Here is a 26,467-nt window from a genome sequence, read left to right as displayed (position 1 = left end):
GTTGACACGCGCGCGCGTTCCATGGTTACTTAGTCAAGTAACTAACCAACACACTCGGAGGTGCGGGTGATCGACGAGGGCCGGGCGCTCTTCCTGCAGATCGCGGAGAGCGTGGAGGACTCCATCATCGACGGCAGCCTCGCGCCCGAGGCGCAGGCGCCGTCGACGAACGAGCTCGCCGCCTTCTATCGCATCAACCCCGCCACCGCGGCGAAGGGGATCGCGATGCTGACCGACAAGGGCGTGCTCTACAAGCGCCGCGGGATCGGGATGTTCGTGGCGCCCGGCGCGCGCGACCTGCTCCTGGCCGAGCGCCGCAGCGCGTTCGCCGACCGCTACATCGACCCCCTCCTGGTCGAGGCCCGCAAGCTCGGTCTCGGCCCCGACGACCTCGGCCGCCTCCTCACGGAGCGCGCCGCCACGACGGAAGGAACCGCACGATGACCACCGTGATCGAGGTGCAGAACCTCACCAAGCAGTACCGCGACACGCTCGCCGTCGACGACGTGAGCTTCTCGGTCGAGGAGAACACGATCTACGGCCTCCTCGGCCGCAACGGCGCGGGGAAGACGACGATCATGTCGATCCTCACGGCGCAGAACTTCGCCACCCATGGGGACGTCCGGATCTTCGGCGAGGACCCCTACGAGAACGCCCGCGTGCTCGCGCGGATGTGCTTCGTCCGCGAGAGCCAGAAGTACCCCGAGGATGCCACGGCGCGGCATGCCTTCCGCATCGCCCGCCTGTTCTACCCGAACTGGGACCAGGCTCTCGCCGACCGGCTGGTCGAGGACTTCCAGCTGCCGCTGCGCAAGACCATCAAGAAGCTCTCCCGTGGGCAGCTGAGCGCCGTCGGCGTCATCATCGGCCTCGCCGCGCGCGCCGAGATCACCTTCTTCGACGAGCCGTACCTGGGGCTCGACGCCGTGGCCCGGCAGCTCTTCTACGACCGGCTGCTCGAGGACTACGCCGCGCACCCGCGCACCGTCATCCTCTCCAGCCACCTCATCGACGAGGTGTCGAACCTGCTCGAGCGCGTCCTCGTCATCGATCGGGGCCGGATCATCCTCGACGAGGAGACCGACGCGCTCCGCGATCGCGCCACGCACATCGTCGGCGACTCCGCCGCAGTGGATGCCTTCGCCGCCGGTCGTGAGGTGATCCACCGGGAGAGCCTCGGTCGGGTGTCCGGCATCACGGTGCTCGGCGGGCTGACCGCGGCGGACCGCGCCGGCCTGGCGGGAGCGGGCCTGGATGTCACGCCCGTCTCCCTCCAGCAGCTGATCGTCCGTCTGACCCAGCACGCGACCGCCGATGCGACGGCGGCCTCGAACGCCGAAGAAGGAGCCCTGCGATGAACCGCACACTCAACGTCATCCGCATGCAGCTGGTCAACCGGCAGACCTATATCTGGGTCCCCCTGCTCGTCCTGGCCGGATCGTTCGTTCTGACGCTCGCCATCTACGGCATCCTCGCCAATGCCGGCGTCGCGACGGCGATGTACGGCGGTGGCGCCCAGGCACCGCTGTGGTACTTCGCGGTCGTCGGAGCTCAGGCCCTCACCCGCACCTTCCCCTTCTCGCAGGCGATGAGCGTCACGCGTCGTGAGTTCTATGTGGGAACGATGCTGACCGCCGCACTGACCTCCGCCATCCTGGCGCTCGTCTTCGTGCTCGGCGGTCTCCTGGAGAAGGCCACGGGCGGCTGGGGGCTGAACGGCTACTTCTTCTACCTGCCGTGGATCTGGGAAGGCGGGCCTGCGGTCGCCGGGCTCTTCTTCTTCGCGCTGGCGATGCTGTCGTTCGCGGTCGGCTTCTGGGGTGCGACGATCTTCAAGCGCTGGGGCAACCTCGTCCTGACCGCCGTCATCGTGGGCCTGGCGCTCGTGTTCGTCGGCCTGCTCTGGCTGGCGGGGAGCATGAACGCCTGGGCCGACATGTTCGTCTGGTTCGCCACGCAGGGCGCTCTCGGGCTCGGCCTCTGGTCGCTGCTCGTGATCGCCGTGCTGGCAGCGATCAGCTATCTGACACTGCGGCGCGCGACGCCCTGACCTGAATCACTCGGCCTCGGCCGCGGCGGTGTGGTGGCGGATCACTTCGGCCACCACGAAGGTGAACCACTTCTGTGCGAACTCCGGGTCGAGGTCGGCGTCGGCGGCGAGGCGGCGCAGGCGCTCGAGCTGCTGCTCCTCACGGGCGGGATCGGAGGCCGGCATCCCGTGCTGCGCCTTCAGGACGCCCACCTGCTTCGTGCAGCGGAAGCGCTCGGCGAGCAGGAAGATCAGCGCGGCATCGATGTTGTCGATGCTCGCGCGCAGGTCGTGCAGCCGCACGGTGGCGTCTTCGGGGGTGGCGTCGCTCATGGTGTGTCCTCCTCGTCCGAGGTTACCGGGCGGGCGGACGCGCCCCGGCCTCAGCCCGCGTCCGCCAGGATGCAGGACGGCGACGGCGCGACCGTGCGGTGGCGCACCCGCCCGGGCACGCCGATGCGCTCGTCGAGCGTCAGCGAGGCCACCTCGTCGGAGTGCTGCCCGGCCACGAGCAGGGTGTCGCGGACCACGACATGGTGCCGCGGACCGCGCACGCCCGCTTCGGCGAGCGCGACCGGCGTGAACGCGGCACCGGTGTCGCGCACCCGCACCGAGGCGATGGCATCCGTCCCCCGCACGCCGGCGTACACGAACTGGGCGTCGCGGGAGAGCGCGACCTCCGCGGCCGCGTCACCGGCCGACACGGCCGGCGAGAGCGGCGTCCCGCCGACGAGACGCCACGCGCCGGCGGCATCCGGAGCCAGCGCCAGCAGCTCGAGGGAATGCTCCGTCACGACGTACAGGTGACCGCTCGGATGCCACACGGTGTGCCGCGGCCCGGATCCGCGCGGAAGGACGACGCGGCCGCGTTCGCGCAGCCGGCCGCCGGCCGTGCTCCAGAACCGGACGAGATCGAACCCGGCATCCGTCGTCACGAGCGTGTTGTCCGGGAGGAATCTCGCCTGGTGGGCGCGGGAGGACCGGCCCTCCGGCGCGGAACCCGGGACGTCGGCCTGGTCGGGCTCGTCGGGCGCATCGGCGAACGGCACGAGGTGCGCGAACTCGGCCCCCGCGGCGTCGCGGAGCGCCCGCGCCGCCGCGGCGAGGTCGATGCCCCCGACCGGCCCGAGCGCGCCCGTCCCGGGCTCCGGCGCCCCAGCGCCCGAGCCGCACGGGTCGTCCGCCGCAGCCGCGATCTCCGGCGCGGCGGGCGTGCCGTCGGCGGCGAGCGCGATCCGCACGACGCGTCCATCGCCCCAGCACGAGGCCACGAGCGAGGCGCCGTCCGGGGCGACCGCGACATGGCAGACCGCGTCGCCGGCGGTGACCGCCGCGCCGAGCCGGACGAAGGACTCGACCCCGGTCCGCCGGAACGCCTGCACGACGCCGGCGCCCTCGAGCGCGGCGTAGAGGACGTCGCCGTGCGGATGCCAGGCGATCCAGGACGGCGAGCCGCCCACCGTCACGGCATCCGGACCCGTCCCGAGCGGGCCCCCGGCGAGCACGTCGTGGGGCGTCCCGGCATGCAGCACGCCCATACCGGTCGCGTGCCCGTCCCGGTCGGCGGTGTACCCGCCCAGGAAGAACCTCACACGAGGTCGTGGCGCACGATGACCGCGTCGCGCGCGGCCCCGACGCCGATGACGGAGATGCGGGTGTTGCTCATCTCCTCCAGCGCCAGCACGTAGTCCTGCGCCTCGAGCGGGAGGTCCTCGAACGTGCGCGCCGTGGAGATGTCTTCCTTCCAGCCCGGGAAGTACTCGTAGATCGGCTTCGCGTGGTGGAAGTCGGACTGGTTGACGGGGACTTCGTCGAACCGCACGCCGTCCACGTCGTACGCGACGCAGACGGGGATCCGGTCGAGGCCCGTGAGGATGTCGAGCTTCGTGAGGACGAGGTCGGTGATGCCGTTGATCCGGGTCGCGTAGCGCGTCACGGGGGCGTCGTACCAGCCGACTCGGCGCGGGCGACCGGTCGTCGTGCCGAACTCGAAGCCGCGCGAGCGCAGCCAGTCGCCGGACTCGTCGAAGAGCTCCGTGGTGAACGGGCCCGACCCGACGCGGGTCGTGTAGGCCTTGACGATCCCGACGATGCGGTCCAGCCGGTTCGGGCCGACCCCCGAGCCCGTCGAGGCGCCGCCGGCCGTGGCCGAGGAGGAGGTGACGAACGGGTAGGTGCCGTGGTCGACGTCGAGCATCGTGGCCTGGCCGCCCTCGAAGACGACGACGTCACCGGCGTCCAGCGCGTCGTTCAGGAGGAGCGCCGTGTCGGCGACCATGGGGCGCAGCCGGTCGACGTAGGACAGCAGGTCGTCGACGATCTCGTCGACGGCGATCGCGCGGCGGTTGTAGACCTTCAGCAGCAGGTGGTTCTTCTGGTCGAGGGCGCCCTCGACCTTCTGGCGGAGGATGTTCTCGTCGAAGAGGTCCTGGATGCGGATGCCGACCCGGTTGATCTTGTCTGCGTAGGCGGGGCCGATGCCGCGCCCCGTCGTGCCGATCATCCGCTTGCCGAGGAAGCGCTCCGTGACCTTGTCGAGCGTGCGGTGGTACTGCGTGATGACGTGCGCGTTCGCGCTCACGCGCAGTCGCGACGTGTCGAGGCCGCGCGCGTGCAGCGCCTCGAGCTCGGCGAAGAGCACCTCGAGGTCGATCACGACGCCGTTCCCGATGACCGCGTTGACGCCCGGCGAAAGGATGCCGCTCGGCAGCAGGTGCAGCGCGTACTTCTCGTCGCCGATGACGACGGTGTGGCCGGCGTTGTTGCCGCCGTTGAACTTGACGACCCAGTCGGTCCGGTCGCCGAGGAGGTCGGTGGCTTTGCCCTTGCCCTCGTCTCCCCACTGGACGCCGACGATCACGATGCCTGGCATGGGTGCTCCCCCGTTATCGGACGGTTACACCCCATCCTATCGAGATGGCGCCGAGGAGCCGCCCGCAAAGGGGCCCGGGCCCGCTCGGTAGACTGGATCCCATGTCCAAGGTCCTCGAGTCCCTGCCCGTCGGCGAGCGCGTCGGCATCGCCTTCTCGGGGGGCCTCGACACCTCCGTCGCGGTCGCCTGGATGCGCGACAAGGGCGCTGTCCCCTGCACCTACACCGGCGACCTCGGTCAGCCCGACGAGGACGACATCGCCGCGATCCCGGGGCGCGCGCTCGAGTACGGCGCCGAGGTCGCCCGGCTCGTGGACTGCAAGACGGCCCTCGTCGAGGAGGGCTTCGTCGCCCTCGCGTGCGGCGCGTTCCACATCCGCAGCGGCGGCCGCACCTACTTCAACACGACCCCGCTCGGGCGTGCCGTCACCGGCACCCTGCTGGTGCGGGCCATGAAGGAGGACGGCGTCGACATCTGGGGCGACGGCTCGACCTACAAGGGCAACGACATCGAGCGGTTCTACCGCTACGGCCTGCTCGCCAACCCCGCCCTGCGCATCTACAAGCCCTGGCTGGATGCCGGCTTCGTCACGGAGCTCGGCGGCCGCAAGGAGATGAGCGAGTGGCTCGTCGAGCACGGCTTCCCGTACCGCGACTCCGCGGAGAAGGCCTACTCGACCGACGCGAACATCTGGGGCGCGACGCACGAGGCGAAGACGCTCGAGCACCTCGACGTCTCCCTGGAGACCGTCGAGCCCATCATGGGCGTGAAGTTCTGGGATCCGGCCGTCGAGATCGCCACCGAGGACGTCACCGTCACGTTCGATCGTGGTCGCCCCGTGGCGCTGAACGGCGTCGACTTCTCCGATCCGGTCGAGCTCGTCTTCGAGGCGAACCGGATCGGCGGCCGCCACGGCCTCGGCATGAGCGACCAGATCGAGAACCGCATCATCGAGGCGAAGAGCCGCGGCGTCTACGAGGCCCCGGGCATGGCGCTGCTCTTCATCGCCTACGAGCGCCTCGTCAACAGCATCCTGAACGAGGACACCCTCGCGACCTACCACGAGCAGGGCCGGCGCCTCGGGCGCCTCATGTACGAGGGTCGCTGGCTCGAGCCGCAGTCCCTCATGCTGCGCGAGTCGATCCAGAAGTGGGTCGGCTCCACGATCACAGGCTCCGTCACGCTGCGCCTGCGTCGCGGCGAGGACTACACGATCCTCGACACGACAGCGCCGCACATGTCCTACGGTCCGGAGAAGCTCTCGATGGAGCGCGTCGGCGACGCCGCGTTCGGCCCCACCGACCGGATCGGCCAGCTGACGATGCGCAACCTCGACATCGCCGACTCGCGCTCCCGCCTCGAGCAGTACGCGGGTCTGGGGCTCATCGGCGGCGCGACCGCGGAGCTCGTCGGCGAACTCGCCGGCGGCCACGCGGACGACATCACCGAGCGCGCGGAGCCGCAGGATGCCGCCGACGCCCAGCTGGCCGATGCGGTCGAAGAGGCCTCCGACTCGGCATCCTTCGACTTCGGCGCCGACTGAGCGCCGACCGGCTACGATTCCAGCACGGTCCCGTCCGTGCTGGGGGCAGGGCCCGTCACCGGCCCGCTTTCGGGGCAGCCCCCGGAGAGCGCTTCGATGACGATGCCCGACACCCTCGCGACCCCTGACGCGCCGCCGCGCCCGCGACGATCACTGCGCAGAAGGGTCGCGATCGCGGTGGTGAGCGTCGTCACGGTGGTCGTCGTCATCGCGCTCGTGGCCGCGGGGTTCGTCGTCTGGACGATCCAGCGCTCGTTCCCGCAGCAGGACGGCACCGTCGAGGCCGCCGGGCTCACCTCCGAGGTCACGGTCCACCGCGACGATCTCGGCGTCCCGACGATCGTCGCCGACAGCACGCACGACCTCTTCTTCGCGCAGGGCTACGTGCACGCCCAGGACCGCTTCTGGGAGATGGACTTCCGCCGCCACGTCACGAGCGGCCGGCTGTCCGAGCTGTTCGGCGCCTCCCAGCTCGGCACCGACGCGTTCCTGCGCACGCTCGGCTGGCGCCGCATCGCCGAGCAGGAGGTGACGGCGCTCGACGATCGGTCGCGCGGGTACTACGACGCCTACGCGGAGGGCGTGAACGCCTACCTGGCCGATCATGACGGCGCAGACGTCTCGCTGGAGTACGCGCTCCTGGGCCTGCAGAACGCCGACTACGAGATCGAGCCGTGGACGCCGGCGGACTCCGTCGCCTGGCTGAAGGCGATGGCGTGGGACCTTCGGACCAACGTCGAGGAGGAGACCGAGCGCGCCCTGCTGAGATCGGCCTACACGCCGGAGCAGATCGCGGAGCTCTATCCGGCCTACCCGTACGACCGCAATCCCGTCATCGTGCCGACCATCGCGGCGACGGGGGATGCCACGACGGATGCCGCCCGCGCCGGCGCCCCCGGCATCGCGTGGGAGGAGGTCGACGGCGTCCTCGAGGCCGTCGCGGCGCTCGTCGGCGACGCCGGCGAGGGGATCGGGTCGAACTCATGGGTCGTCTCGGGTGCGCTCACCGAGAGCGGCCTGCCGCTGCTGGCCAACGATCCGCACCTCGGCGCGTCGCTGCCGAGCGTGTGGCACCAGGTGGGTCTGCGCTGCCGCACCGTCACGGGCGCGTGCCCGTTCGAGGTGACCGGCTTCGGCTTCGCCGGGATGCCGGGGGTCATCATCGGCCACAATGCCGACATCGCGTGGGGCTTCACCAACCTCACGACCGATGTCACCGACCTGTACGTCGAGGCGATCGAGGGCGACGCGTACTGGCGGGGCGGCGAGCTCGTCCCGCTCGAGCGACGGACCGAGATCCTGCGGGTCGCCGGCGGCGACGATATCGAGCTGGAGATCCGCGCGACCGGGCACGGTCCCCTCGTATCGGGCCTGACCGAGGACTTCACGGCGATCGCCGAGCAGCCGGTCGAGGGCGCCCCGGGCGGCGAGCCGGCGGTGAGCCTGCAGTGGACGGCGCTGGAGCCCGGCACCACGGCGCGCGCACTCTTCGCACTGAACACCGCCCGCGACTTCGCGGGGTTCCAGGCCGCCGCGGCGCTCTTCGACGTGCCGGCGCAGAACCTCGTGTACGCCGACCGCGCCGGGAACATCGGCTATCAGACGCCCGGCAGGCTCCCGATCCGCGGCGCCGGCGACGGTTCGCTGCCGCAGCCCGGCTGGGATCCGGCGTACGACTGGCGCGGCTACATCCCGTCCGGCGAGCTCCCGATGCTCTACAACCCCGAGGCGGGCTACATCGTCACGGCCAACAACGCCATCGTGGGTGAGTCGTACCCGCACGAGCTCACGGTGGACTGGGACCACGGCTGGCGCGCCGCGCGCATCGTCGACCTCATCGAGCGGACGGCGGCGGCCAAGAAGCTGACGGCCGACGACATGAGCGCCATCCAGGCCGACCAGGAGTTCTGGATGGGCACGCGCCTCGCCGTCGCCTACGCCGGGATCGAGGTCGACGACGCGGCGACGCGGCGCGCGCTCGGCCTCCTCGCCGACTGGGACGCGCAGAACCTGGACCGCTCCCCGGCCGCCGCGTACGCGAACGTCCTGTGGGACGAGCTCGTGCAGGACCTCTTCTCCCGCCGGCCCGACCCGGCCCCGGTGTCCGGGCAGGACCGGCTCTTCACCCTCGTCGACCGGCTGCTCGACGACCCGGGGTCGTCCTGGTGGACGAACGAGCAGATCGGGGTCGCGGGTCGCGACGAGATGCTGGCGCGCGCCGCGGAGGACGCCTCCGACCGGCTCACCGCGCTGCAGGGCGAAGACCCCGCGCAGTGGCGCTGGGGGACCCTGCACGCCCTGCCCCTGACGCACGCCAGCTTCGGCACGAGCGGCATCGCGCCCATCGAGGCGCTGTTCAACCGCGGACCCGTCCCGGTCGGCGGCGGCACATCGGTCGTGGACGCCACGGGCTGGACGATCGGCACCGGCAGCTTCGCGACCGTCACGGTTCCCTCGATGCGCATGACGGTCGACCTCGCCGACCTCGACGCCTCCCGCTGGAACCAGCTGACGGGCGTGAGCGGCCACGCCTTCCACCCGCACTACATCGATCAGGTCGAGGCGTGGCAGGAGGGCCGGCAGACGCCGTGGCCGTTCACCCTCGACGCCGTCCGGGAAGCCGCCGCGCACACCCTCGCGCTCGTCCCGGCGGACTGACTCAGCCGCCCGCCGCGGGCGGCGTCTGCTTCGACTCGGCGAGCTCGTCCACGACGAGCGACTGCTCGTCGACGGTCCCGTTGCGGTATGCCTGCCGGCCCACCATGTGCGCGGACAGCGGGGCCGTGGCGAGCTGGATGAGGATCACGGGGAGGAGGAAGGCCGCCGCCTGCCAGGACCGCAGCCCGATCACGACGGCCAGGCAGATGAGGATGAACCCCAGCACCTGGGGCTTCGTGGCGGCGTGCAGGCGGGTCGGAACGTCGTGGAAGCGCAGGAGCCCGATCGCGGCGGTGACGCACAGCAGCGCCCCGATGAGGATGAGGACGAGCGCCACGATGTCCAGAATCTCGTTCATCGTCCCTCTCCGTCCCGCCGGGCCACGAACCGCGCGATCGAGATCGACCCGAAGACGCCGACCGCCGCCACGATGAGGAGCACGGGCAGGGTGCGGGTGTGGCCGTTGACCGCCATCTCCGCGCCGAGCGCGCACATCACGAGCGTCAGCAGCACGTCGGATGCCACGGCACGGTCGAGGATCGACGGACCGAGGATGATCCGCCACACCGTCAGCAGCCCCGCGACCCCGAAGGCCGCGTAGATGGCGATCAGCAGCACGTCGCTCATCGGCGTCCCTCCTCGGCCGCACGGATCTTCTCCACCTGCGTGCGCGAGCCCACCACGCGCACGATCCGCTTCTCCCAGTGCATGACCGAGCGGCGCTGCGCCTCGATGTCGGCGGCATCCCGCACGCCGATGATGTGCAGGTAGAGGATGCGGCGATCACGGTCGACGTCGACGATGAGGGATCCCGGGATCAGCGACGCCGTGACGCCGACATGCGACATGATCAGGTCGTCGTCCGTCACGAGGGGGACCCCGATGATCGCGGTCCCCGGATAGCGGGCGGGGTTGATCACCTGCCAGGCCACGAGGAGCGACCCGCGGACGACGGCCAGGAGGAACTCCGAGACGAAGACGAACCCCCACCAGAGATTCACGCGCCCCGACAGCTCCACCGGGGGGAGGCGGAAGATGCGGGTGACGAAGATCGCGACGACGATGCCGGTGAGCAGGGACAGGACCGTGAACTGCGCCCAGAGCAGCATCCACAGCGCGACGAGCCAGATGAAGAACGGCAGCTGGCGCCAGATCGCGGAGAGGACCGTGGGGCTCATCGCTCCCCCTCCAGCTCGCTCAGGCTGATCGGATCCTGCAGCGCGTCGCCGATGCTGGCGCAGAGGTCGTAGAGGGGCCCCGCGAACACCGTGAGGGCGAGGGTGACGCCGACCATGCCGGTGGTCGCCGCCGTCATGATGCGCGGGATGACGCGGCGCTCGGTCTGCGTCGCGGCGGCCGGTGCGCCGTCGAGGTAGGAGATCCGCTCCGGCACGCCGGGGTCGTCGAGCTGATCGTCGTCCTCCCGCCAGAACGACAGGTTCCAGGCGCGCATGAGGGCATAGAGCGTCAGCAGGCTCGTGACGATGCCGCCGATGATGAGGACGTACATGATCGGCGTCCCGACCTGGGCTGCGGCTTCGAAGAGGGCGAACTTGCCGATGAACCCGGAGAACGGCGGCAGGCCGCCGAGGTTGATGGCCGGGAGGAAGTACAGCACGGCGATGACGGGCGCCGCCTTCATGAGCCCCTTGACCTTGAGGATCGACGTCGATCCGGCGCGACGCTCGACGAGGCCGACGGCGAGGAAGAGCGTCGTCTGCACCACGATGTGGTGGACCATGTAGTAGATCGTGGCGCCGAGGGCCGCGGGGGTCGCGACGGCGAGCCCGAACACCATGTAGCCGATGTGGCTCACGAGCGTGAACGACAGGATGCGCTTGAGCTCCGCCTGCGCGACGGCGCCGAGCACGCCGACGATCATGGTCGCCAGCGCGACCACGAGGAGCAGGAAGTTCACATCGTTGTCGCGGAAGATCTGCGTCTCGGTGCGGATCATCGCGTACACGCCGACCTTGGTCAGCAAGCCGGCGAACACCGCCGTGACGGGCGCGGGCGCGGTCGGGTAGGAGTCGGGCAGCCAGAAGGACAGCGGGAAGACGGCGGCCTTGATGCTGAAGGCGAGCAGCAGCATGAGGTGCAGCACGAGCTGCACGTCCTGCGGCAGCTCCGTCATCCGCTGCGAGAGCTGCGCCATGTTCACGGTGCCGAGCGCGCCGTAGATCGCGGCGATCGCGGAGAGGAAGAGGATCGACGAGACGAGCGACACCACGATGTACACGACGCCCGTGCGGATGCGGTTCTCCGTGGAGCCCAGTGTGATCAGCACGTACGAGGCCACCAGCAGGATCTCGAACCCGACGTACAGGTTGAACAGATCGCCCGCGATGAACGCCGTGAAGATGCCGGCCGCGAGGATCAGGTACGACGGGTGGAAGATCGACACCGGCGTCTCGTCGTCGCCGTCGGCGGCGCCCTGGCCGACCGAGAAGAGCAGGACGGCGAGCAGGACGATGCTGGAGACGACGACGAGGAGTGCCGAGAGGCGGTCGACGTAGAGGACGATGCCGAACGGCACGGGCCACCCGCCGACGGAGACGGCGAGGGGGATGCCGGTGCTGTGCACGTCGTAGAGGAGCACCGCGGCGACAGCCAGGACGAGGGTCAGCGTGATGATCGACACGCCGACCTGCACGCGCCGGCGGCGTCCGAAGATGAGTGCGACGGCGGCGCCCAGCAGGGGCAGCGTCGCCAGCAGCGGGACGAGGCCGCTCATCGGCCGTCCTCCCCGGGTCCGGTCGGCGAGTCCGTCGGGGCGTCGTCGCGGAGCGCATCGAAGTCGCGGCTGTGCAGGACGGTGATCGGGGCGGTGTCGAGGCCGACGAAGTCCGTCGTGGCGTCGTCGTCGGTGTCGCTGATCTCGTCGCCCATCGTGTCTTCGTCTTCGGCGGCGCGCACGCGGATCGCGAGGTCGGCCTCGTCGTCGTGCACCGTGTCGGCCTGGCCCAGCTGCCAGGAGCGGTAGATCAGCGCCAGGAGGAAGGCCGAGACGGCGAAGGTGATGACGATGGCCGTCAGCGTCAGCGCCTGCGGCAGCGGGTCGCTCATCTCCTCGGGCGAGTCGGCGGAGCCGAAGAACGGGGCGACGCCGGGGCGGCCCATCACGACGAGGAGGAACAGGTTCGCCGCGTTGCCGAGGAGGAGGAACCCGATGAGCACGCGCGTCAGGCTGCGCTCGAGCATGGCGTAGACGCCGGCGGCGAAGAGGGCGCCCATGATGACGATGAGGACGAGCGAGACGTTCACGCGACGCTCACCCCCCGCTCGCGGAGGTCCTGTGCCTGCCGGTCGACCTCGGCGCCGAGCGACCGCAGGACGTCGAGCACGAGCCCGATCACGACGAGGTACACGCCGATGTCGAACAGCGTCGACGTGACGAACTCGACATGGCCGATGAGCGGGAGCTCCGCCTCGAAGAACGCGCTCGTCAGCGGCGGGGCGCCGAAGAGCACCGGCGCGAGGGCGGTCACGACGGCGAGCGTCATCCCCGCCCCCAGGAGCCGGCCGGCATCCGTCGGCGCCGCGGCGCCCAGCTCGTAGCGGCCGCCCGCGACATAGCGCATGACGAGCGCCATCCCGGCGACGAGGCCGCCGGCGAACCCGCCGCCGGGGAGGTTGTGCCCCGCGAAGAGGAGGTAGATCGACACGACGATGATCGTGTGGAAGAGGATGCGGACGATCACCTCGAGCACGATGGACCGGTTCTCCGGTCGCACGCGCTGCCCGCCGATGAGCCACGTCTGGCGCGTGCTGTCCGGCGAGGCCGCGCGCGGCCGGGGGCCGTCGGTCGTCTCGATGAGCGGGCGGCGGTGGCGGATGACGCCCGTGGGCATCGACGCCGTGCCGGCGGACAGGTTGTCGGCGCGGTGCGTGACGAACACGAGGGATGCCACGCCCGTCGCGGCGAGGATGAGGACCGACAGCTCGCCCATCGTGTCCCAGCCGCGGAGGTCGACGAGCGCGACGTTCACGACGTTGCGGCCGTGGCCGAGCTCGTACGCGAGCTCGGGGAACCGGTCGGAGATGGGATCGGCCACCCGCGCCCCCGTGGCGACCAGCGCGATCATCGCCATCGTCACACCCACGGCGACCGCGATGACGGCGCGGACGACGGGCAGGACGGACGCGTTGTGCTCGCCCATCCGCGCCGGGATGCGCCGGAGCACGAGCGCGAACGCCACGAGGGTGACGGTCTCGACGAGGATCTGGGTGAGCGCCAGGTCGGGCGCCCCGCTCGTCGCGAAGAGCAGCACCATGCCGAGCCCGGTGACCGACACGAGGACGACGCCCGTGTAGCGCTTTCGCGCGCGGACCGCGACTGCACCGGCGAGGATCATGATCGGCGCGACGACGAGCTGCATCGTCGTGTGCCAGCCCTCGAGCTCGATCTGCCAGTCGCCACCGGAGAGCAGGGCCGTGGCCTCGGCCGCGACGAACACGACGAAGATCGTGCCGACGTAGACGGGGAGGGACCCGCGCTGCGTGAAGGTCGTCGTCGCGACGGCCGCGCGGGCGATGCCGCGGAGGACGAGGTTGTACGCGTCGGCGGACGTGAATGGGAGCACGCGGGAGTGCCAGTTCGTCACGCGCACGAGCCAGAACAGCAGGATGCCGGCGGCGATCGTCCCGAGCGAGAGGAAGAGGGCCGGCTCCAGGCCGTGCCACAGCGCGAGGTGCTCGACGTGATCCGCGTGCGCCGGATCGGCGGCCAGGTCGGCGTACCCCGCGAGCACGGTGTCGAGGGCGGGCGCCGCGACACCGCCGACGATCGCGAGACCGGCGAGGAGCACCGGTGCCGCGAGGAAGCCGAGAGGCGGGTCGGGCCACGCCGTGACGGGACGGGGCTGCCTGGCGGCATCCTTCTTGGTCCAGAACGCGCCCCAGATGAAGCGGATGCCGTAGGCCGCCGTCAGCGCCGATCCGAGCAGGATGCCGATCAGCGCGACGAGCGCCCACGCGTCGTCCCGGGCGTACTCCAGCAGCGCCGCGAGGGTCGTCTCCTTCGCGACGAAGCCGATGGTGGGGATGATCCCGATCATCGACGCCACCGCGATCATCGAGAACGCGGCGAGCGTCGGGGCCTGCCGGCCCACACCGGACAGCTCGCCGATGTCGCGCGTGGAGAGCTGGCGGTCGATGACGCCGACAACGAGGAAGAGTGCGGACTTGAAGAGGGCGTGCCCGAGCAGGAGGGCGAGGCCCGCGAGCGCGGTGTTGCGCGAGCCGTAGCCGAGGACGGCGGTCAGCATGCCGAGCTGACTCACGGTGCCGAACGCGAGGATGCGCTTGAGGTCGGACTCGCGCAGCGCCTGGATCCCGCCGAGGAGCATCGTGAAGACCCCGAGCGAGATGACGATCGGGCGCCACGGCTCGGCGAGCGCGAACGTCGGGGCGAACCGGGCGATGAGGTAGATGCCGGCCTTCACCATGGCGGCGGCGTGCAGGTACGCGCTCACCGGGGTGGGCGCTGCCATGGCCCCGGGCAGCCAGAAGTGGAACGGGAAGATCGCCGACTTGCTGAGGGCGCCGACGAGGATCATGACGATCGCCGCGTTGACGAGCGCCCCGCCCTCGCCCCGCCAGATCTCGCTCGTCGCGAGGATCTTCGACATGCTCGTCGTGCCGACGTGGACCGCGAGGAGCACGACGCCCACGAACATGACGAGCCCGCCGAGGGTCGTCACGAGCAGCGCCTGCAGGGCCGCACGACGGCTCGCGCCGCGGCGGTGGTAGAAGCCGATGAGGAGGTAGGACAGGACGCTCGTGATCTCCCAGAACATCACGAGCACGACGATGTCATCCGTCAGCACGAGCCCGTACATCGCGCCGGCGAAGGCGAGCAGCACGGCGGAGAACTGGCCGACGCCGTCCTTCTTGCCGTCGAAGTACCAGCGGCAGTAGACCATGACGAGCGCGCCGACGCCCGTGACGATGAGGGCCATGACCCAGCCGAGCGTGTCCATGCGCATCGACAGGTCGAGACCGAGCTGCGGGATCCACGCGTAGGTCTCGAACGGCGTGCGCCCCGCGAAGACGTCCGGCGCGACGAGGACGGCCTGGACGAACGCGGCGACCGGCACGAGGGCCGCGACGAGGAACGCGCGGGCCCCGATCCGTCCCACGAGCCACGGCAACGCCAGCGGGAGGACCGCGAACGCGCCGAGGAGGACCAGCAAGCGGGCCTCCTCAGAGCGGTTGTGGGGGGTCGTGGATCCCAGTCTACCGGCGCGAAGCGGCGATCCTCCGGTCAGGAGGGCACGGGACCGGTCGTGCTGCCCTCGCGGAATGTGCAGGTCAGGAGGATCGACGCGGGCTCGCGATCCTCGAGCATGGCGGCGATGGCGGCGCCCGTCGCGCGGCCTTTTTCCGCCGCCGCCTGCACGAGAGTCGTCAGCTCGTACGGGGCCAGGCCGTCGACCTGCACCCCGTCGAAGCCCGTGATGCTGACATCGGCCGGCACCCTGAGCCCGGCCTCCTCCGCGGCGCGGACGACGCCGGCGGCGAGCAGGTCGCTCTGCGCGATGACGGCCGTCGGCCGGTTCGCCGGGTCGGCGAAGAGCACGCGGCCGGCGGCGAGCCCCTCGTCGATGAAGCTTCCGGCCGCGGCGTAGGCGACGGCATCCGGGAAGACGTCGCGCGCCCCCGCGAGCCGCTCCCGCGTCACGTCGATCGCGATCTCCGCGTCCGCCGGCACCCAGCCGCGGCGGCGGCCGGCATCCAGCGGGAGGGTGAGGATCGCGACGGAGCGGTGCCCCAGACGGCGGAGGTGATCGGCGGCCTGGCGCTGGGCCTCGCGGTTGTCCAGCAGGATGCGGGGGACGCCGTCGCCCGCATCTCCCTCGACCACGACGACCGGCAGACCCCGCGCGCGGACGAGTTCGAGCGAGTCGCGGAGCAGTCCGCTGCAGCCGATCAGCACGGCGGCGTCGATGGGCGCCGTGGAGAGGGTGGGCGCGTTCTCGGTGAGCGCTTCGTCGCGCAGGAGCAGCAGGCCGGCGCCGAGGGGCGCGACGGCGTCGGCGAGGCCGTCCATCATGAGGGTCTTCACCGGATCCAGGAACGCCGCCCCCAGGTGCTCCTCGAAGACGACGCCCACGATGCCGCTGCGGCCGCGGCGGAGTGACGCGGCGAGCGGGTCCGGACCGGCGTATCCGAGCGAGGCCGCGGCCGCGCGCACGCGCTCGCGCGTGGCATCCGACACCGGCGTCTTGCCGCTGAAGACGACGGACGCCGTCGACGGCGAGACGCCGGCCGTGCGGGCGACGTCGGCGATCGTGGGACGGCGGGTCATGTCTTGATGGTAACCCGCGCCGTTTCCAGAGGTCGAATCGATTCGGTACGCTGTCCCGATGGACTCCGCCCTGACCTCGTCGCAGCTCCTGCGCTGGCGCCTCGCCATCTTCGCCATCTTCACCGCGAGCGGTTTGAGCATCGCCACCTGGGCGTCGCGCGTGCCGTCCATCAAGGCCGACCTCGGCATCGAGAACAGCGACATCGGGCTGCTCCTGCTCGGCATGGGCATCGCCTCGATCCTCGGCCTGTCCGCCGCGTCCGTCGTGATCGCGCGCTTCGGGACGCGTCGCGGGATGCTCGGCGCCATGCTCGTGTTCGCCGTCGGGGTCGCCCTCATCGGCATCGGAACCAACCTCGCGCCGTCGGTCGTGATCGTCGTGATCGGCCTCTGTCTCTTCGGCTTCGGCAACGGCGCGGTCGACGTCATGATGAACGTGGACGGCGCGGCGATCGAGATCCAGGTCGGGAAGACGATCCTGCCGCTCTTCCACGCGTTCTTCAGCTTCGGCACCGTGATCGGCGCGGGGTTCGGTGCCCTCGCCGCCGGCATCCGGCTGGACGTCTTCACGCACACGATGATCGTCGCGATCGCCATCGTGATCGTCGCCGTCGCGGCCTTCGCCAACGTGCCGCCCCGTGAAGCGGCCGGCGACCCCGCATCCGGCGACGCCGAGAAGCCGGCGCTGCGCGCGCGCATCGCCCTCGCGCTGTCGGCGTGGCGCGAGCCGCGCACCTACGCCCTGGGCGTCGTCATGCTCGGCATGGCCTTCGCCGAAGGCGGCGCGAACGACTGGCTCGCGCTGGGCGTGAGCGAGGACCACGGCGGCGGTGCGGCCCTCGGCGCCGCGGCCCTCACCGTGTTCTCCGTCGCGATGACCGTCGTCCGCGTGCTCGGCGGCCCGCTCGTGGACCGGTTCGGCCGCGTCGCGGTACTCCGCGTCCTCGCCGTGGCCGCGGGGGCGGGCATCCTGCTGTTCATCCTCGCGCCGAACCTGCCGCTCGTCTTCGTCGGCGCGGCGCTGTGGGGCGTGGGCGCGTCCCTGGGCTTCCCCCTCGGGATGTCGGCGGCCGCCGACGACCCTGCGAAGGCGGCGTCCCGCGTGAGCGCGGCCGCGACGATCGGCTACGTCGCGTTCCTCTGCGGTCCGCCCGTCCTCGGCTTCATCAGCGACCACATCGGCCTGCTGAACACCCTCTTCATCCTCGTGGCGCTCGTCCTCGCCTCCGGCTTCGCGTCGGGTGCAGCGCGGCCGATCGCCGGCTCGAAGGTCGGCGCCGGGCACCACTGACCCGCCCGACGAGCGTCAGAACAGGCGCGGCGCCCCCGAGTCGATGCCCTTCATCTCGTCGTAGTCGAGCGTGACGCAGCGGATGCCGCGGTCGGCAGCGAGGACCTTCGCCTGCGGCTTGATCTCCTGCGCCGCGAAGACGCCGCTGACCGGCGCCAGGTGGGGGTCGCGGCCGAGCAGCTCGAGGTAGCGGGTGAGCTGCTCGACGCCGTCGATGTCGCCGCGCCGCTTGACCTCGACGGCGATCGTGCCGCCCGCGGGATCGCGCAGCAGCAGGTCGACGGGGCCGATCGCCGTCGGGAACTCCCGGCGGACGAGCGTGAGCCCCGCACCGATCACCTCGACCTGCTCGGCGAGCAGGCGCTGAAGGTCGGCCTCGACGCCGTCCTTCACCAGACCCGGGTCGACGCCCAGCTCGTGCGAGGAGTCGTGCAGCACCTCGTAGAGGCGCACGGTCAGGGCGTCTCCGGTCTTCGTGTGGGTGACGCGCCACTTCTCCACGACGTCCACGTCGTCCTCGTCGGGGGTCACGACCGTGAGCGTGCAGGGCGGGCTCATCCAGTTCAGCGGCTTGTACGACCCGCCGTCGGAGTGGACGAGGAGGCTGCCGTCGCCCTTGTGGACGAGGAGGCGCGTGGCCAGCGGAAGGTGCGCGTTGAGGCGACCCGTGTAGTCGACGGAGCAGCGGGCAATGACGAGACGCACGGCGTCGAGCCTACCCGCCGGGCGGATCCGGGCCGGCCGGTCGCGACGGGGTTTGTAGGGTGGTCACCATGACGAGCCGATCACCGTGGAGCTGCATCCTGTGGGACGTCGACGGGACGCTCGTCGACGCCTCGGAGGGGATCCTGCGCCGGCTCACGCTGTGCCTCGCGGACTTCGGGCTGCCGGCGCCTACCCGCGCCGAGCTCGTGCACTGGATCGGGCCGCCCATGCACGAGTCGTTCCAGGCGAACGCGGGGATGACGCCGGAGCGGGCCGCGGAGGCCGTCGCGCACTACCGCGTGATCGGCAAGGCCGACGGGTACACGACGGGCGCGAAGCTGTATCCCGGGATGGGCGAGCTCATCGCGGAGCTCGCGGCGGCAGGCATCCCGCAGGCGACCGCGAGCTCGAAGCCCGAGGTGCAGGTCTCTGCGCTCATGGACCACTTCGAGCTGGCCGAGCACCTGCAGGCGATCGTGGGCGCGACGCCGGACGAGAAGACGCTGGCCTCCAAGGCCGACATCGTCGGCGAGGCGCTGCGCCAGCTCGCCGCGGCCGGCTGCGATACGAGCCGGCCGGTCCTCATCGGCGATCGCCACCACGACGTGGAGGGCGGCGCAGAGCACGGGGTGCCGGTCATCTTCGTGCGCTGGGGCTTCAGCTGGCCGCATGAGTCCGAGGGCGCGCAGGCCGTCGTCGACACCGCCGCACAGCTGCGGGCGCTGCTGCTCATCGAGGACGAGACGTGAACGGGGCCCCGGAGTCGTTCTGGCAGTGGGCCGTGCCCGCGCTGATCGTCTTCGGGGCCGCCGCGGCGCTCGCGGCCGCGGCGATCTGGGCGCTGCGGCGTGCGCGCCGCTCCCCGCGCGCCCGCGCCGCAGCCGAGCGGGAGCGGATCGAGGCCGGGTCCGCCCTCGTCCGGCTGGACGACGCCGTCGCCGAGCTGGACATCGAGGTGGAGCTGTCCGGGGCGCTCTACGACGGCACCGCCCCCGCAACGCTGCGGCGGGCGCGGATGGCGGCGCAGCACGCGCGCGACGAGGCGTTCGCGGAGTTCCAGGAGCTCGGCCCCGACACCCACCCCGATGAGGTGACGCGGGTAAGCCGGCGCATCCGCACGCGGACCGACGCCGCGACCGCCGCCATCGCGCACGCCCGCACGGAGCACGCGGACTGGATGACGGCCAACGTCACCGCGGCCGCGCAGGTGCAGGCCGCGCAGGAGCGCTGGGCGGCCCTCCGCGATCAGATCGGCGATCCGCAGCCCCTGCTGGATGACCTGGCGGCCCGGTTCGACGCGGCCGAGTGGGCCGACGCCGCGCGGGCGGCCGCGGACGCGCGCGCAGGGCTCGCCGAGGCGGGGCGGCTGCTGCGGGATGCCGCCGAGCGCGCGGCTGATCCGACGCGCAGCGCGCTGGCGTCGCTCACGCGCGCCGAACGGATGCTGCGCCGCACGCAGACCGCCGCGCGGACCCTCGAGGAGAATCACCGCGTCGTGGTGGATGCCGCGGAAGCCGTGGCGGGCGAGCTGGAGGCGGCCCGCGCGGCGCTGCGTCAGGCGACGACGGTGCGCGACGGTCTCGAACCCGCCGACGCGGCGCGGCTCGGCGGGCAGATGCGGGAGATCGAGGTGGCGCTGACGGCCGCGGAGGAGCACGCGCTCCGCCGTCCCACGGCGAGCGTGGCCGCCGTCGCGCGCCTCCGGGACCGGCTCGACCTCGCGCTCGGCGATGCGCGCACGGCGCAGCAGCGGCTGCGGGGTGCGCGGACGGCGCTGCCCGGGGCCCTGGCCGCGGCACGGCAGGCGATCGCCCACGCGGCTCCGGCGGTCGCGCAGGCCGGGGCCGACGCACGGGTGCGGCTCGCGGCTGCGGAGCAGCACCTCGCGCGGGCGCGCGGCGCCGACGATCCGGTGGCGGCCCTGGATGCGGCGCGTCGGGCGCTGCGGGACGCCGAGGACGCGTCAGCCCTCGCGGACTACGACCGTCTCACGAGGGGCTGACGCCGTCGATCACAGCGGGCGGATGTTCTCCGCCTGCAGGCCCTTGGGGCCCTGTGCGATCTCGAACTCGACACGCTGGTTCTCCTCGAGCGAGCGGTAGCCGCCCGACTGGATGGCGGAGTAGTGGGCGAACACGTCAGCGCCGCCCTCATCGGGTGCGATGAACCCGAAGCCCTTCTCCGAGTTGAACCACTTGACGGTACCGCTGGTGCTCATGAAACTGCCTTTACCTCCGCATGAGTCCGGCGCGTCCGCGCCGGGTGATCCCACGGTAACGGCCGTATGCCGGTGCAGGGAAGCACGTCTGCGATGGTTACGCAGATGTTGCACGCCGGCTCCCATTCGACGCCCGGGCGCCACGGCAGATGCAACGCTCGCCCGGGCGTCGACGGATCCCCCCGGATATGTCACGACGAGCGTGACGCTGGTCACTCTACTGATATATCGATTCCCTGGCGAGTGGGAGGATCATGAGAATCCGCCCCACGTCGGCCCTACACTGGAGCGGCCATGCGCACGAGACTCCCTCCCATCGACCTCACGAGCGGCACCATCCTCAGCGACGAGGTGTACGCGCGCATCGGCGACGCCATTCTGGGCGGCCGCCTGGCCCCGGGCGAGCGACTGCGCGACGTCGACCTGGCCGCCGACCTGGGCGTCTCCCGCACGCCCGTACGGGAGGCCCTCCAGCGCCTCGAGCGCTTCGGCCTCGTCGAGATCGCGGTCGGGCGCTACACGCGCGTCGCGGAGCACGACGACCACACACGCGGCGACATGGGCGCCTTCACGGTCTACATGCTCGGCAACATCATGCATCTCGCCCTCACACGCTGCACCGACGACGAGCTCGCGGGCCTCGTCGCGGCGGCGGATGCGGTCATCCGCGCGGTCGAGCACGACGGGCTCCAGCTGTTCGACGCGAACGCCGCTCTCTTCGAGAAGGTCACTGTGGCGGCGGCCAACCGGGTGTTCGAGGGCTTCGCCCGCGAGGCGTCGGTGACGATCCGGCACAGTCTGCGCGGATGGACGCCGTTCCTCCCCGCCGTGGAAGACCGCACCGAGGCCTACACGCGGCTGCGCGACTGCATCGCGGCGCGGGACGCCGCCGGCGCGGAGGAGACGCTCCGCCGCCTGCACAAGCTGATCTGAACCCGCGACCGTGCGGGTGGAAATGACACCGATTCCGTGACCTTGCCGGCCTGATGCCGGCGCAGACCCGCGCGTACGATGTGCGGTGGGTGGCCTGAACCCTCGAGGAGTGGGTCGCGATGAAGCGTTCCTTTGCACTATCGATGAGCATCCTGCTCGGCGCCGGCTTCCTGGTGTCTGCCGGCCCCGCGGCAACCGCCGCGCCGTACTGCGGCATCACGTGGGGATCGCTCGCGGAGTCCCATCTGATCGGCACGATGGATGCCTCACTGACCGGCGTGCGCGCCGGACGCCACGCATGCTTCGACAGGCTCGTCATCGACGTGCGGGGCGACATCCACGGATACGACGTCCGCTATGTCACCGAGGTGCGCACCGATGCCTCCGGCGTCCCGGTGCCGGTGCGCGGCGCGGCAGACCTGCAGATCGTCGCCTTCGCGCCCGACCACGACGTCGACACCGGAGGGCTCACGTACCGCCCGGCCGACAAGCGGGAGCTCGTCGACGTCGCAGGCTACTCGACCTTCCGCCAGGCGGCGTGGGCGGGAAGCAGCGAAGGTCAGAGCACGATCGCGCTGGGGGTGCGTGCACGCCTTCCGTTCCGGATGTTCATCCTCGACGGCCCGGGCACCGGCAGTCGGCTGGTCGTCGACGTGACCCACCGCTGGTGAGGCGCCGGTCCGGCCGGTCGCTTCACCGCCACCCCGGAGCGCCCGGCCGCCCGACATCCTCACCAGTCCGGAAAGCGAAGAACCCGGCCGGAGCACATTGCTCTGACCGGGTTCTTCGTGCGCTGTGCGCGAGGGGGGAGTTGAACCCCCACGCCCTTTCGGGCACTGGCACCTGAAGCCAGCGCGTCTGCCTATTCCGCCACTCGCGCGAATCCGGTAGCACCGGAATCAACTTCCCGAGGATATCACGCGGCACGGCGACGGCAGAATCGCACCCGCCGGGGCCCGGGTCCCGGCGACGCACAGGGTCACCAATTAGCATGTACCCACCGGCCGGCATGCCAGAGGAGCCCCGTGGGACTACTTGACAGCTTCGAGAAGGGACTCGAGCGCGCGCTCAACAGCGCCTTCGCGAAGACCTTCCGCAGCGGCGTGCAACCCGTCGAGGTCGCCGCCGCACTCCGCAGCGAGCTCGACGCGAAGGCCGCGGTCGTCAGCCGCGACCGCATCCTCGCCCCCAACACCTTCGAGGTGCGGCTGGCTCCGGCCGACGAGGAGCGCATGCGCTCGCTCGGCACGACGCTGGACGATGAGCTGCACCGCCTCGTCGACGCGCACGCCAAGGCGCAGGGCTTCAGCTTCGCGGGCCCCGTCACGATCGACATCCGCGCCGACGACCAGCTGGCCACGGGCACGCTGCGCGTCCAGTCCCGGACGGCCGCCGGTGAGGTCGCCTGGCGCGGCGTCGTGGAGATCGCCGGGAAACGGCATCCGCTCGTGAAGAGCCGGACGGTGATCGGGCGCGGCAGCGATGCCGACATCACGATCCCGGATGCCGGCACGAGCCGCCGCCACGTCGAGATCCTGTGGGACGGCGAGCGCGCCATGGTCCGCGACATGAAGTCCACGAACGGCACGACCCTCGACGGGCGTCCCGTCACCGAGGCGCCGCTCGCGCCGGACTCCGTCGTCCGGATCGGGCATACCGACATCGTGTTCCGCGTCGTCGCCCAGGCGACGCCGCCGCGGCCGCCCGCACCCGACGCGACGCGCGCCTTCGGCTACGGAGGGACCCCGTGAGCGAACTGACCCTCCTGCTGCTGCAGGTGGGCTTCCTCGTCCTGCTGTGGTTCTTCGTCTTCGCCGTCGTCTATTCGCTGCGCGCCGACCTCTTCGGCGTGAAGGTGCGGAAGATGCCCGAGCCCGGCCCCGCCCCCGTGCCGGCCGCCGCGGCCGGTGCCGCGACGGCGCCCGTCGCCCCGGTCGCCCCGCCCCGCCCGCCGCGCACGTCCGGCCCGGTCCCCGCGACCCGCGACGCGGTGTCCCGCATCGTCATCACGAGCGGCCCGAAGGCCGGGCTCGAGCTGCCGCTCGGGGGTGAGCCCCTCACGATCGGCCGCTCCAGCGAATCGGGTCTCGTCATCCGAGACGACTACACCTCCAGCCACCACGCGCGCCTGCTGCTGTGGGGCGACAAGTGGATGATCCAGGACCTCGACAGCACGAACGGCACCTGGCACGACGGCGCGCGCGTCACGACACCCGTCCCGATCGTCGTGGGCGCCCCCATCAAGGTCGGCGCGACGACGTTCGAACTGCGGAAGTAGCGGCCGCCCACCATGGTCTTCGAGGGCTCGAGCGCCGCCATCTCCCACACCGGGAAGGTGCGCTCCAACAACCAGGATTCGGGCTACTGCGGCGCGAACCTGTTCATCGTCGCGGACGGCATGGGCGGGCACGCCGGCGGCGACGTGGCCTCGAGCATCGCCATCCATCGCCTGAAGGACCTCGAGAACGGCTACATCGACACCGCCGACGCGGAGCGCGATCTCCGCGACGCGATCGCCGAGACGGCCGGGCAGCTCATCGAGACGGTCGCCGAGCGCCCCGAGCTCGCGGGCATGGGCACGACCGTCAGCGCCCTCATGATGGTCGAGGACCACGCGGTCATCGCGCACATCGGCGACTCGCGCATCTACCTCTTCCGCGACGGCGCGCTCACGCAGATCACGACGGACCACACGTTCGTGCAGCGGCTGGTCGACTCCGGGCGCATCACACCGGAGGAGGCGCGCTACCACCCGCGCCGCTCCGTGCTCATGCGCGTCCTCGGCGACATGGACCCCGACCCCGAGGTCGACACCTTCATCATGCCGACGCAGCCGGGCGACCGGTGGCTGCTGTGCTCCGACGGCCTCTGCGGCGTCGTGGACGACGCGCACACCTCGAAGACCCTCGACCAGGGCTTCGCCCCCGGCCGCACCGCCGACCTGCTCCTCAAGCAGGCGCTCGACGCGGGGGCCCCCGACAACGTCACGATCGTCATCGTCGACGTCGGCGGACAGCATCCCCTCGTCAGCGGAACCCCGACGATCGTGGGCTCCGCGTCGAACCCGCAGGGGATCGAGATCCCCGCGGCGCGCTCCGGGCGGACGGGCGGCGGGTGGTTCCACCCGGGCCGCGTCGCGGCCAACGAGCCCACCCACTACGAGCCGTCGTCGGAGTTCCTCGAGGAGCTCATCGAGGAGGACTGGCGCCGCGCCCGCCGCCGCCGCGTGTGGTGGATCGTCGGTCTCGTCGTGATCCTCGCCGCCTTCGCCGTGGCCCTGTTCGGCGCGTACTCCTGGACGCAGACGCGCTACTTCATCGGCGCCGACGAGGACACGGTCGTGATCTACCGCGGGATACAGCAGGACATCGGTCCCCTGAGCCTGTCCTCCGTGCACGACGACACCGGCATCCTGCTCGCCGACCTGCCCGCGTACCAGCGCAACGAGGTCGAGCAGACCATCTCGGCCCGCTCGCTGGCCGACGCCGTCGCGATCGTCGACAACCTCCGCCCCGTGACGGAGGTGCCATGACCGACACGCAGCTCTCGACCGACACGACGGTCATGAAGGCGCTCCGCCGCCTCCGGATGCCGCAGACGCAGCGCAACCGCGAGCTCGGACTGCTGCTGTTCGCCTTCCTCATCAACGGCGCCGCCGTCGCGCTCGTGCAGCTCGGCGCCCTCGGCGCGATCGACTGGACCTTCCTGTACTACTGCGGCGGCCTCACGGTCCTCGTGCTGGCCCTGCACGTCGTGCTCCGCTTCACGGCCCGCTCCGCGGACCCGTTCGTCGTCCCGATCGCGACGGTGCTCTCCGGCCTCGGTCTCGCGATGATCTACCGCATCGACATCGAGGACGAGCTGACCGGCTGGGAGGCGCTGTCGACCCGCCAGCTCGTCTGGGCGGCCATCGCCATCGCGGGAGCCATCGCCGTCGTGGTGTTCCTGAAGAACTACCGCGTGCTCTTCCGCTACACGTACCTCTTCGGGCTCACCGGCATCCTGCTGCTCCTCCTGCCGTTCGTGCCGGGTCTCGGCACGGATGCCGGCGCCGACGTCTGGGTCTCGATCGGCGGGATCTTCTCGTTCCAGCCGGGCGAGCTCGCCAAGATCGCGCTCGGCATCTTCTTCGCCGGCTACCTCGTGCGCACGCGCGAAGCGCTCACCTCCGTCGGCACCCGGTTCCTCGGGATGACCTGGCCGCGCGCGCGGGAGCTCGGCCCGCTGCTGATCATGTGGCTGGCGTCGATGGCGATCATCGTGCTGCAGCGCGACCTCGGCACGGGGCTGCTGATGTTCGGCATGTTCATCGCGATGATCTACGCCGCGACCGGGAAGACCAGCTGGGTCGTCCTCGGCGTCACCCTCGCCGTCACCGGTGCGCTCGCGGCATCCCAGGTGCTGCCCTACGTCGGCGCGCGCTTCACGAACTGGCTCGACGCGTTCAACCCCGAGCTCATGGACAACTCGAGCATGCAGCTCGTCAGCGGCATCTTCGGACTCGCGCACGGCGGGCTCCTCGGCACGGGCCTCGGTCAGGGCCGCCCGGGCCTGACGCCCCTCGCGCACAGCGACTACATCTTCCCGAGCCTCGGGGAGGAGCTCGGCCTCATCGGCGCCTTCGCGATCCTGTGCCTCTACATGGTGTTCACGAGCCGCGGCATCCGCATCGGCATCGCCGGTCAGGACGACTTCGGCAAGCTCCTCGCGACCGGACTGTCCTTCACGATCGCGCTGCAGGTGTTCATCATGGTCGGGGGCGTCACGCGCCTCATCCCGCTGACCGGCCTCACGACGCCGTTCCTCGCCGCCGGCGGGTCGTCCCTCGTCGCGAACTGGCTCATCGTCGCCCTGCTGCTGCGGGTGTCGGATGCCGTCCGCTCCCGGCCCCGGGTGGTGATCGGCTGA

Annotated in this window: 26 protein-coding genes and 1 tRNA gene; 14 read left to right on the top strand and 13 right to left on the bottom strand. The window is 71.3% G+C overall.

The features are described 5' to 3' along the window. Positions 1-66 precede the first annotated feature (66 nt). The 3 genes from MSA03_RS05315 to MSA03_RS05305 are packed head-to-tail and all read left to right on the top strand — an operon-like array spanning position 67 to position 2,050. Positions 67-444: a GntR family transcriptional regulator gene (locus tag MSA03_RS05315; RefSeq protein WP_028496179.1), complete on the top strand. Its 378-nt coding sequence runs from the start codon at positions 67-69 to the stop codon at positions 442-444. After that, the gene (locus MSA03_RS05310) at positions 441-1,358 is read left to right on the top strand and encodes an ABC transporter ATP-binding protein (protein ID WP_147049921.1); all 918 of its coding nucleotides are present in this window, start codon (positions 441-443) and stop codon (positions 1,356-1,358) included. Before MSA03_RS05315 ends, MSA03_RS05310 begins: the two co-directional genes overlap by 4 nt. Beyond that, positions 1,355-2,050, top strand: a complete 696-nt coding sequence (locus MSA03_RS05305; protein ID WP_147049920.1) for a hypothetical protein — start codon at positions 1,355-1,357, stop codon at positions 2,048-2,050. Before MSA03_RS05310 ends, MSA03_RS05305 begins: the two co-directional genes overlap by 4 nt. A 6-nt stretch (positions 2,051-2,056) precedes the next feature. Here the strand turns inward: MSA03_RS05305 and MSA03_RS05300 are convergent, their stop codons facing one another. The 3 genes from MSA03_RS05300 to MSA03_RS05290 are packed head-to-tail and all read right to left on the bottom strand — an operon-like array spanning position 2,057 to position 4,901. Beyond that, on the bottom strand, positions 2,057-2,362 hold the full coding sequence (locus MSA03_RS05300; protein WP_147049919.1) for a chorismate mutase: 306 nt from the start codon (positions 2,360-2,362) through the stop codon (positions 2,057-2,059). Between the two features lie 50 nt (positions 2,363-2,412). Further along, positions 2,413-3,621, bottom strand: coding sequence for a lactonase family protein (locus tag MSA03_RS05295; protein ID WP_147049918.1), 1,209 nt, complete (start codon positions 3,619-3,621; stop codon positions 2,413-2,415). Further along, complete coding sequence (locus MSA03_RS05290; protein ID WP_147049917.1) at positions 3,618-4,901, bottom strand: adenylosuccinate synthase; 1,284 nt, start codon at positions 4,899-4,901, stop codon at positions 3,618-3,620. Before MSA03_RS05290 ends, MSA03_RS05295 begins: the two co-directional genes overlap by 4 nt. A 101-nt stretch (positions 4,902-5,002) precedes the next feature. On the opposite strand from MSA03_RS05290, the gene argG reads away from it, so the two are divergent. Further along, entirely contained in the window at positions 5,003-6,445 is a 1,443-nt protein-coding gene (gene argG / locus MSA03_RS05285; RefSeq protein ID WP_147049916.1) for an argininosuccinate synthase, read from the top strand. A 96-nt stretch (positions 6,446-6,541) separates the two neighbouring features. After that, complete coding sequence (locus tag MSA03_RS05280) at positions 6,542-9,103, top strand: penicillin acylase family protein (protein WP_244946327.1); 2,562 nt, start codon at positions 6,542-6,544, stop codon at positions 9,101-9,103. Position 9,104: 1 nt separating this feature from the next. On the opposite strand, the gene mnhG is transcribed toward MSA03_RS05280, so the two are convergent. The 7 genes from mnhG to MSA03_RS05245 all read right to left on the bottom strand — a co-directional run bounded on the left by mnhG (position 9,105) and on the right by MSA03_RS05245 (position 16,412). Then, a complete protein-coding gene (gene mnhG / locus MSA03_RS05275; protein WP_028496187.1) occupies positions 9,105-9,461 on the bottom strand; it encodes a monovalent cation/H(+) antiporter subunit G in 357 nt (118 codons plus the stop codon). Continuing rightward, positions 9,458-9,730, bottom strand: coding sequence for an MrpF/PhaF family protein (locus MSA03_RS05270; protein WP_028496188.1), 273 nt, complete (start codon positions 9,728-9,730; stop codon positions 9,458-9,460). Before MSA03_RS05270 ends, mnhG begins: the two co-directional genes overlap by 4 nt. Continuing rightward, positions 9,727-10,281, bottom strand: a complete 555-nt coding sequence (locus MSA03_RS05265; protein ID WP_147049915.1) for a Na+/H+ antiporter subunit E — start codon at positions 10,279-10,281, stop codon at positions 9,727-9,729. Before MSA03_RS05265 ends, MSA03_RS05270 begins: the two co-directional genes overlap by 4 nt. After that, positions 10,278-11,837 (bottom strand): Na+/H+ antiporter subunit D, encoded by a 1,560-nt coding sequence (locus MSA03_RS05260; RefSeq protein ID WP_028496190.1) that lies wholly within the window; start codon positions 11,835-11,837, stop codon positions 10,278-10,280. Before MSA03_RS05260 ends, MSA03_RS05265 begins: the two co-directional genes overlap by 4 nt. After that, positions 11,834-12,367, bottom strand: coding sequence for a Na(+)/H(+) antiporter subunit C (locus tag MSA03_RS05255; protein WP_028496191.1), 534 nt, complete (start codon positions 12,365-12,367; stop codon positions 11,834-11,836). Before MSA03_RS05255 ends, MSA03_RS05260 begins: the two co-directional genes overlap by 4 nt. Next, positions 12,364-15,297, bottom strand: a complete 2,934-nt coding sequence (locus MSA03_RS05250) for a Na+/H+ antiporter subunit A (protein ID WP_147049914.1) — start codon at positions 15,295-15,297, stop codon at positions 12,364-12,366. The genes MSA03_RS05255 and MSA03_RS05250 overlap by 4 nt, the downstream gene beginning before the upstream one ends. 71 nt (positions 15,298-15,368) lie before the next feature. Beyond that, complete coding sequence (locus MSA03_RS05245) at positions 15,369-16,412, bottom strand: LacI family DNA-binding transcriptional regulator (RefSeq protein ID WP_147049913.1); 1,044 nt, start codon at positions 16,410-16,412, stop codon at positions 15,369-15,371. Positions 16,413-16,470: 58 nt separating this feature from the next. On the opposite strand from MSA03_RS05245, the gene MSA03_RS05240 reads away from it, so the two are divergent. Next, a complete protein-coding gene (locus MSA03_RS05240; protein WP_028496194.1) occupies positions 16,471-17,703 on the top strand; it encodes an MFS transporter in 1,233 nt (410 codons plus the stop codon). Positions 17,704-17,718: 15 nt separating this feature from the next. On the opposite strand, the gene nucS is transcribed toward MSA03_RS05240, so the two are convergent. Beyond that, positions 17,719-18,408 carry an endonuclease NucS gene (gene nucS, locus MSA03_RS05235; RefSeq protein WP_147049912.1) on the bottom strand — a complete coding sequence of 230 codons (690 nt, stop codon included), beginning with the start codon at positions 18,406-18,408 and terminating at the stop codon, positions 17,719-17,721. A 68-nt stretch (positions 18,409-18,476) separates the two neighbouring features. Between nucS and MSA03_RS05230 the strand changes: the two genes are divergently transcribed. Next, complete coding sequence (locus tag MSA03_RS05230) at positions 18,477-19,157, top strand: HAD hydrolase-like protein (RefSeq protein WP_028496196.1); 681 nt, start codon at positions 18,477-18,479, stop codon at positions 19,155-19,157. After that, complete coding sequence (locus MSA03_RS05225) at positions 19,154-20,410, top strand: hypothetical protein (protein WP_147049911.1); 1,257 nt, start codon at positions 19,154-19,156, stop codon at positions 20,408-20,410. The genes MSA03_RS05230 and MSA03_RS05225 overlap by 4 nt, the downstream gene beginning before the upstream one ends. A 9-nt stretch (positions 20,411-20,419) precedes the next feature. Here MSA03_RS05225 and MSA03_RS05220 read toward each other — a convergent pair whose 3' ends face one another. Then, positions 20,420-20,626: a cold-shock protein gene (locus MSA03_RS05220; RefSeq protein ID WP_028496198.1), complete on the bottom strand. Its 207-nt coding sequence runs from the start codon at positions 20,624-20,626 to the stop codon at positions 20,420-20,422. 294 nt (positions 20,627-20,920) lie between these two features. Here MSA03_RS05220 and MSA03_RS05215 point away from each other — a divergent pair, with 294 nt between their 5' ends. Then, complete coding sequence (locus MSA03_RS05215) at positions 20,921-21,559, top strand: GntR family transcriptional regulator (protein WP_147049910.1); 639 nt, start codon at positions 20,921-20,923, stop codon at positions 21,557-21,559. Positions 21,560-21,678: 119 nt separating this feature from the next. Continuing rightward, complete coding sequence (locus MSA03_RS05210; RefSeq protein ID WP_147049909.1) at positions 21,679-22,230, top strand: AMIN-like domain-containing (lipo)protein; 552 nt, start codon at positions 21,679-21,681, stop codon at positions 22,228-22,230. Between the two features lie 125 nt (positions 22,231-22,355). Here MSA03_RS05210 and MSA03_RS05205 read toward each other — a convergent pair. Continuing rightward, positions 22,356-22,439, bottom strand: a tRNA-Leu gene (locus MSA03_RS05205). Between the two features lie 145 nt (positions 22,440-22,584). Here MSA03_RS05205 and MSA03_RS05200 point away from each other — a divergent pair. From MSA03_RS05200 to MSA03_RS05185, 4 genes are read left to right on the top strand one after another with little or no spacing between them, the layout of a single operon-like run. Beyond that, entirely contained in the window at positions 22,585-23,310 is a 726-nt protein-coding gene (locus MSA03_RS05200) for an FHA domain-containing protein (RefSeq protein ID WP_147049908.1), read from the top strand. Beyond that, entirely contained in the window at positions 23,307-23,837 is a 531-nt protein-coding gene (locus MSA03_RS05195; protein ID WP_028496202.1) for an FHA domain-containing protein FhaB/FipA, read from the top strand. The genes MSA03_RS05200 and MSA03_RS05195 overlap by 4 nt, the downstream gene beginning before the upstream one ends. Before the next feature lie 12 nt (positions 23,838-23,849). After that, on the top strand, positions 23,850-25,091 hold the full coding sequence (locus MSA03_RS05190) for a PP2C family protein-serine/threonine phosphatase (RefSeq protein ID WP_028496203.1): 1,242 nt from the start codon (positions 23,850-23,852) through the stop codon (positions 25,089-25,091). Continuing rightward, positions 25,088-26,467, top strand: coding sequence for an FtsW/RodA/SpoVE family cell cycle protein (locus MSA03_RS05185; protein ID WP_028496204.1), 1,380 nt, complete (start codon positions 25,088-25,090; stop codon positions 26,465-26,467). Before MSA03_RS05190 ends, MSA03_RS05185 begins: the two co-directional genes overlap by 4 nt.

Source organism: Microbacterium saccharophilum (assembly GCF_007992455.1).
Taxonomy (GTDB): domain Bacteria; phylum Actinomycetota; class Actinomycetes; order Actinomycetales; family Microbacteriaceae; genus Microbacterium; species Microbacterium saccharophilum.
Note: the sequence above shows the minus strand (reverse complement) of the source record. Positions and strands in the feature narration are given on the sequence as shown.

Coding starts and splice junctions, on each gene's coding strand:
- MSA03_RS05310 (WP_147049921.1), top strand. CDS start 441: ATGACCACCGTGATCGAGGTGCAGAACCTCACCAAGCAGTACCGCGAC.
- MSA03_RS05305 (WP_147049920.1), top strand. CDS start 1,355: ATGAACCGCACACTCAACGTCATCCGCATGCAGCTGGTCAACCGGCAG.
- MSA03_RS05300 (WP_147049919.1), bottom strand. CDS start 2,362: ATGAGCGACGCCACCCCCGAAGACGCCACCGTGCGGCTGCACGACCTG.
- MSA03_RS05290 (WP_147049917.1), bottom strand. CDS start 4,901: ATGCCAGGCATCGTGATCGTCGGCGTCCAGTGGGGAGACGAGGGCAAG.
- argG (WP_147049916.1), top strand. CDS start 5,003: ATGTCCAAGGTCCTCGAGTCCCTGCCCGTCGGCGAGCGCGTCGGCATC.
- MSA03_RS05280 (WP_244946327.1), top strand. CDS start 6,542: ATGACGATGCCCGACACCCTCGCGACCCCTGACGCGCCGCCGCGCCCG.
- mnhG (WP_028496187.1), bottom strand. CDS start 9,461: ATGAACGAGATTCTGGACATCGTGGCGCTCGTCCTCATCCTCATCGGG.
- MSA03_RS05270 (WP_028496188.1), bottom strand. CDS start 9,730: ATGAGCGACGTGCTGCTGATCGCCATCTACGCGGCCTTCGGGGTCGCG.
- MSA03_RS05265 (WP_147049915.1), bottom strand. CDS start 10,281: ATGAGCCCCACGGTCCTCTCCGCGATCTGGCGCCAGCTGCCGTTCTTC.
- MSA03_RS05260 (WP_028496190.1), bottom strand. CDS start 11,837: ATGAGCGGCCTCGTCCCGCTGCTGGCGACGCTGCCCCTGCTGGGCGCC.
- MSA03_RS05245 (WP_147049913.1), bottom strand. CDS start 16,412: ATGACCCGCCGTCCCACGATCGCCGACGTCGCCCGCACGGCCGGCGTC.
- MSA03_RS05240 (WP_028496194.1), top strand. CDS start 16,471: ATGGACTCCGCCCTGACCTCGTCGCAGCTCCTGCGCTGGCGCCTCGCC.
- MSA03_RS05230 (WP_028496196.1), top strand. CDS start 18,477: ATGACGAGCCGATCACCGTGGAGCTGCATCCTGTGGGACGTCGACGGG.
- MSA03_RS05220 (WP_028496198.1), bottom strand. CDS start 20,626: ATGAGCACCAGCGGTACCGTCAAGTGGTTCAACTCGGAGAAGGGCTTC.
- MSA03_RS05215 (WP_147049910.1), top strand. CDS start 20,921: ATGCGCACGAGACTCCCTCCCATCGACCTCACGAGCGGCACCATCCTC.
- MSA03_RS05210 (WP_147049909.1), top strand. CDS start 21,679: ATGAAGCGTTCCTTTGCACTATCGATGAGCATCCTGCTCGGCGCCGGC.
- MSA03_RS05190 (WP_028496203.1), top strand. CDS start 23,850: ATGGTCTTCGAGGGCTCGAGCGCCGCCATCTCCCACACCGGGAAGGTG.
- MSA03_RS05185 (WP_028496204.1), top strand. CDS start 25,088: ATGACCGACACGCAGCTCTCGACCGACACGACGGTCATGAAGGCGCTC.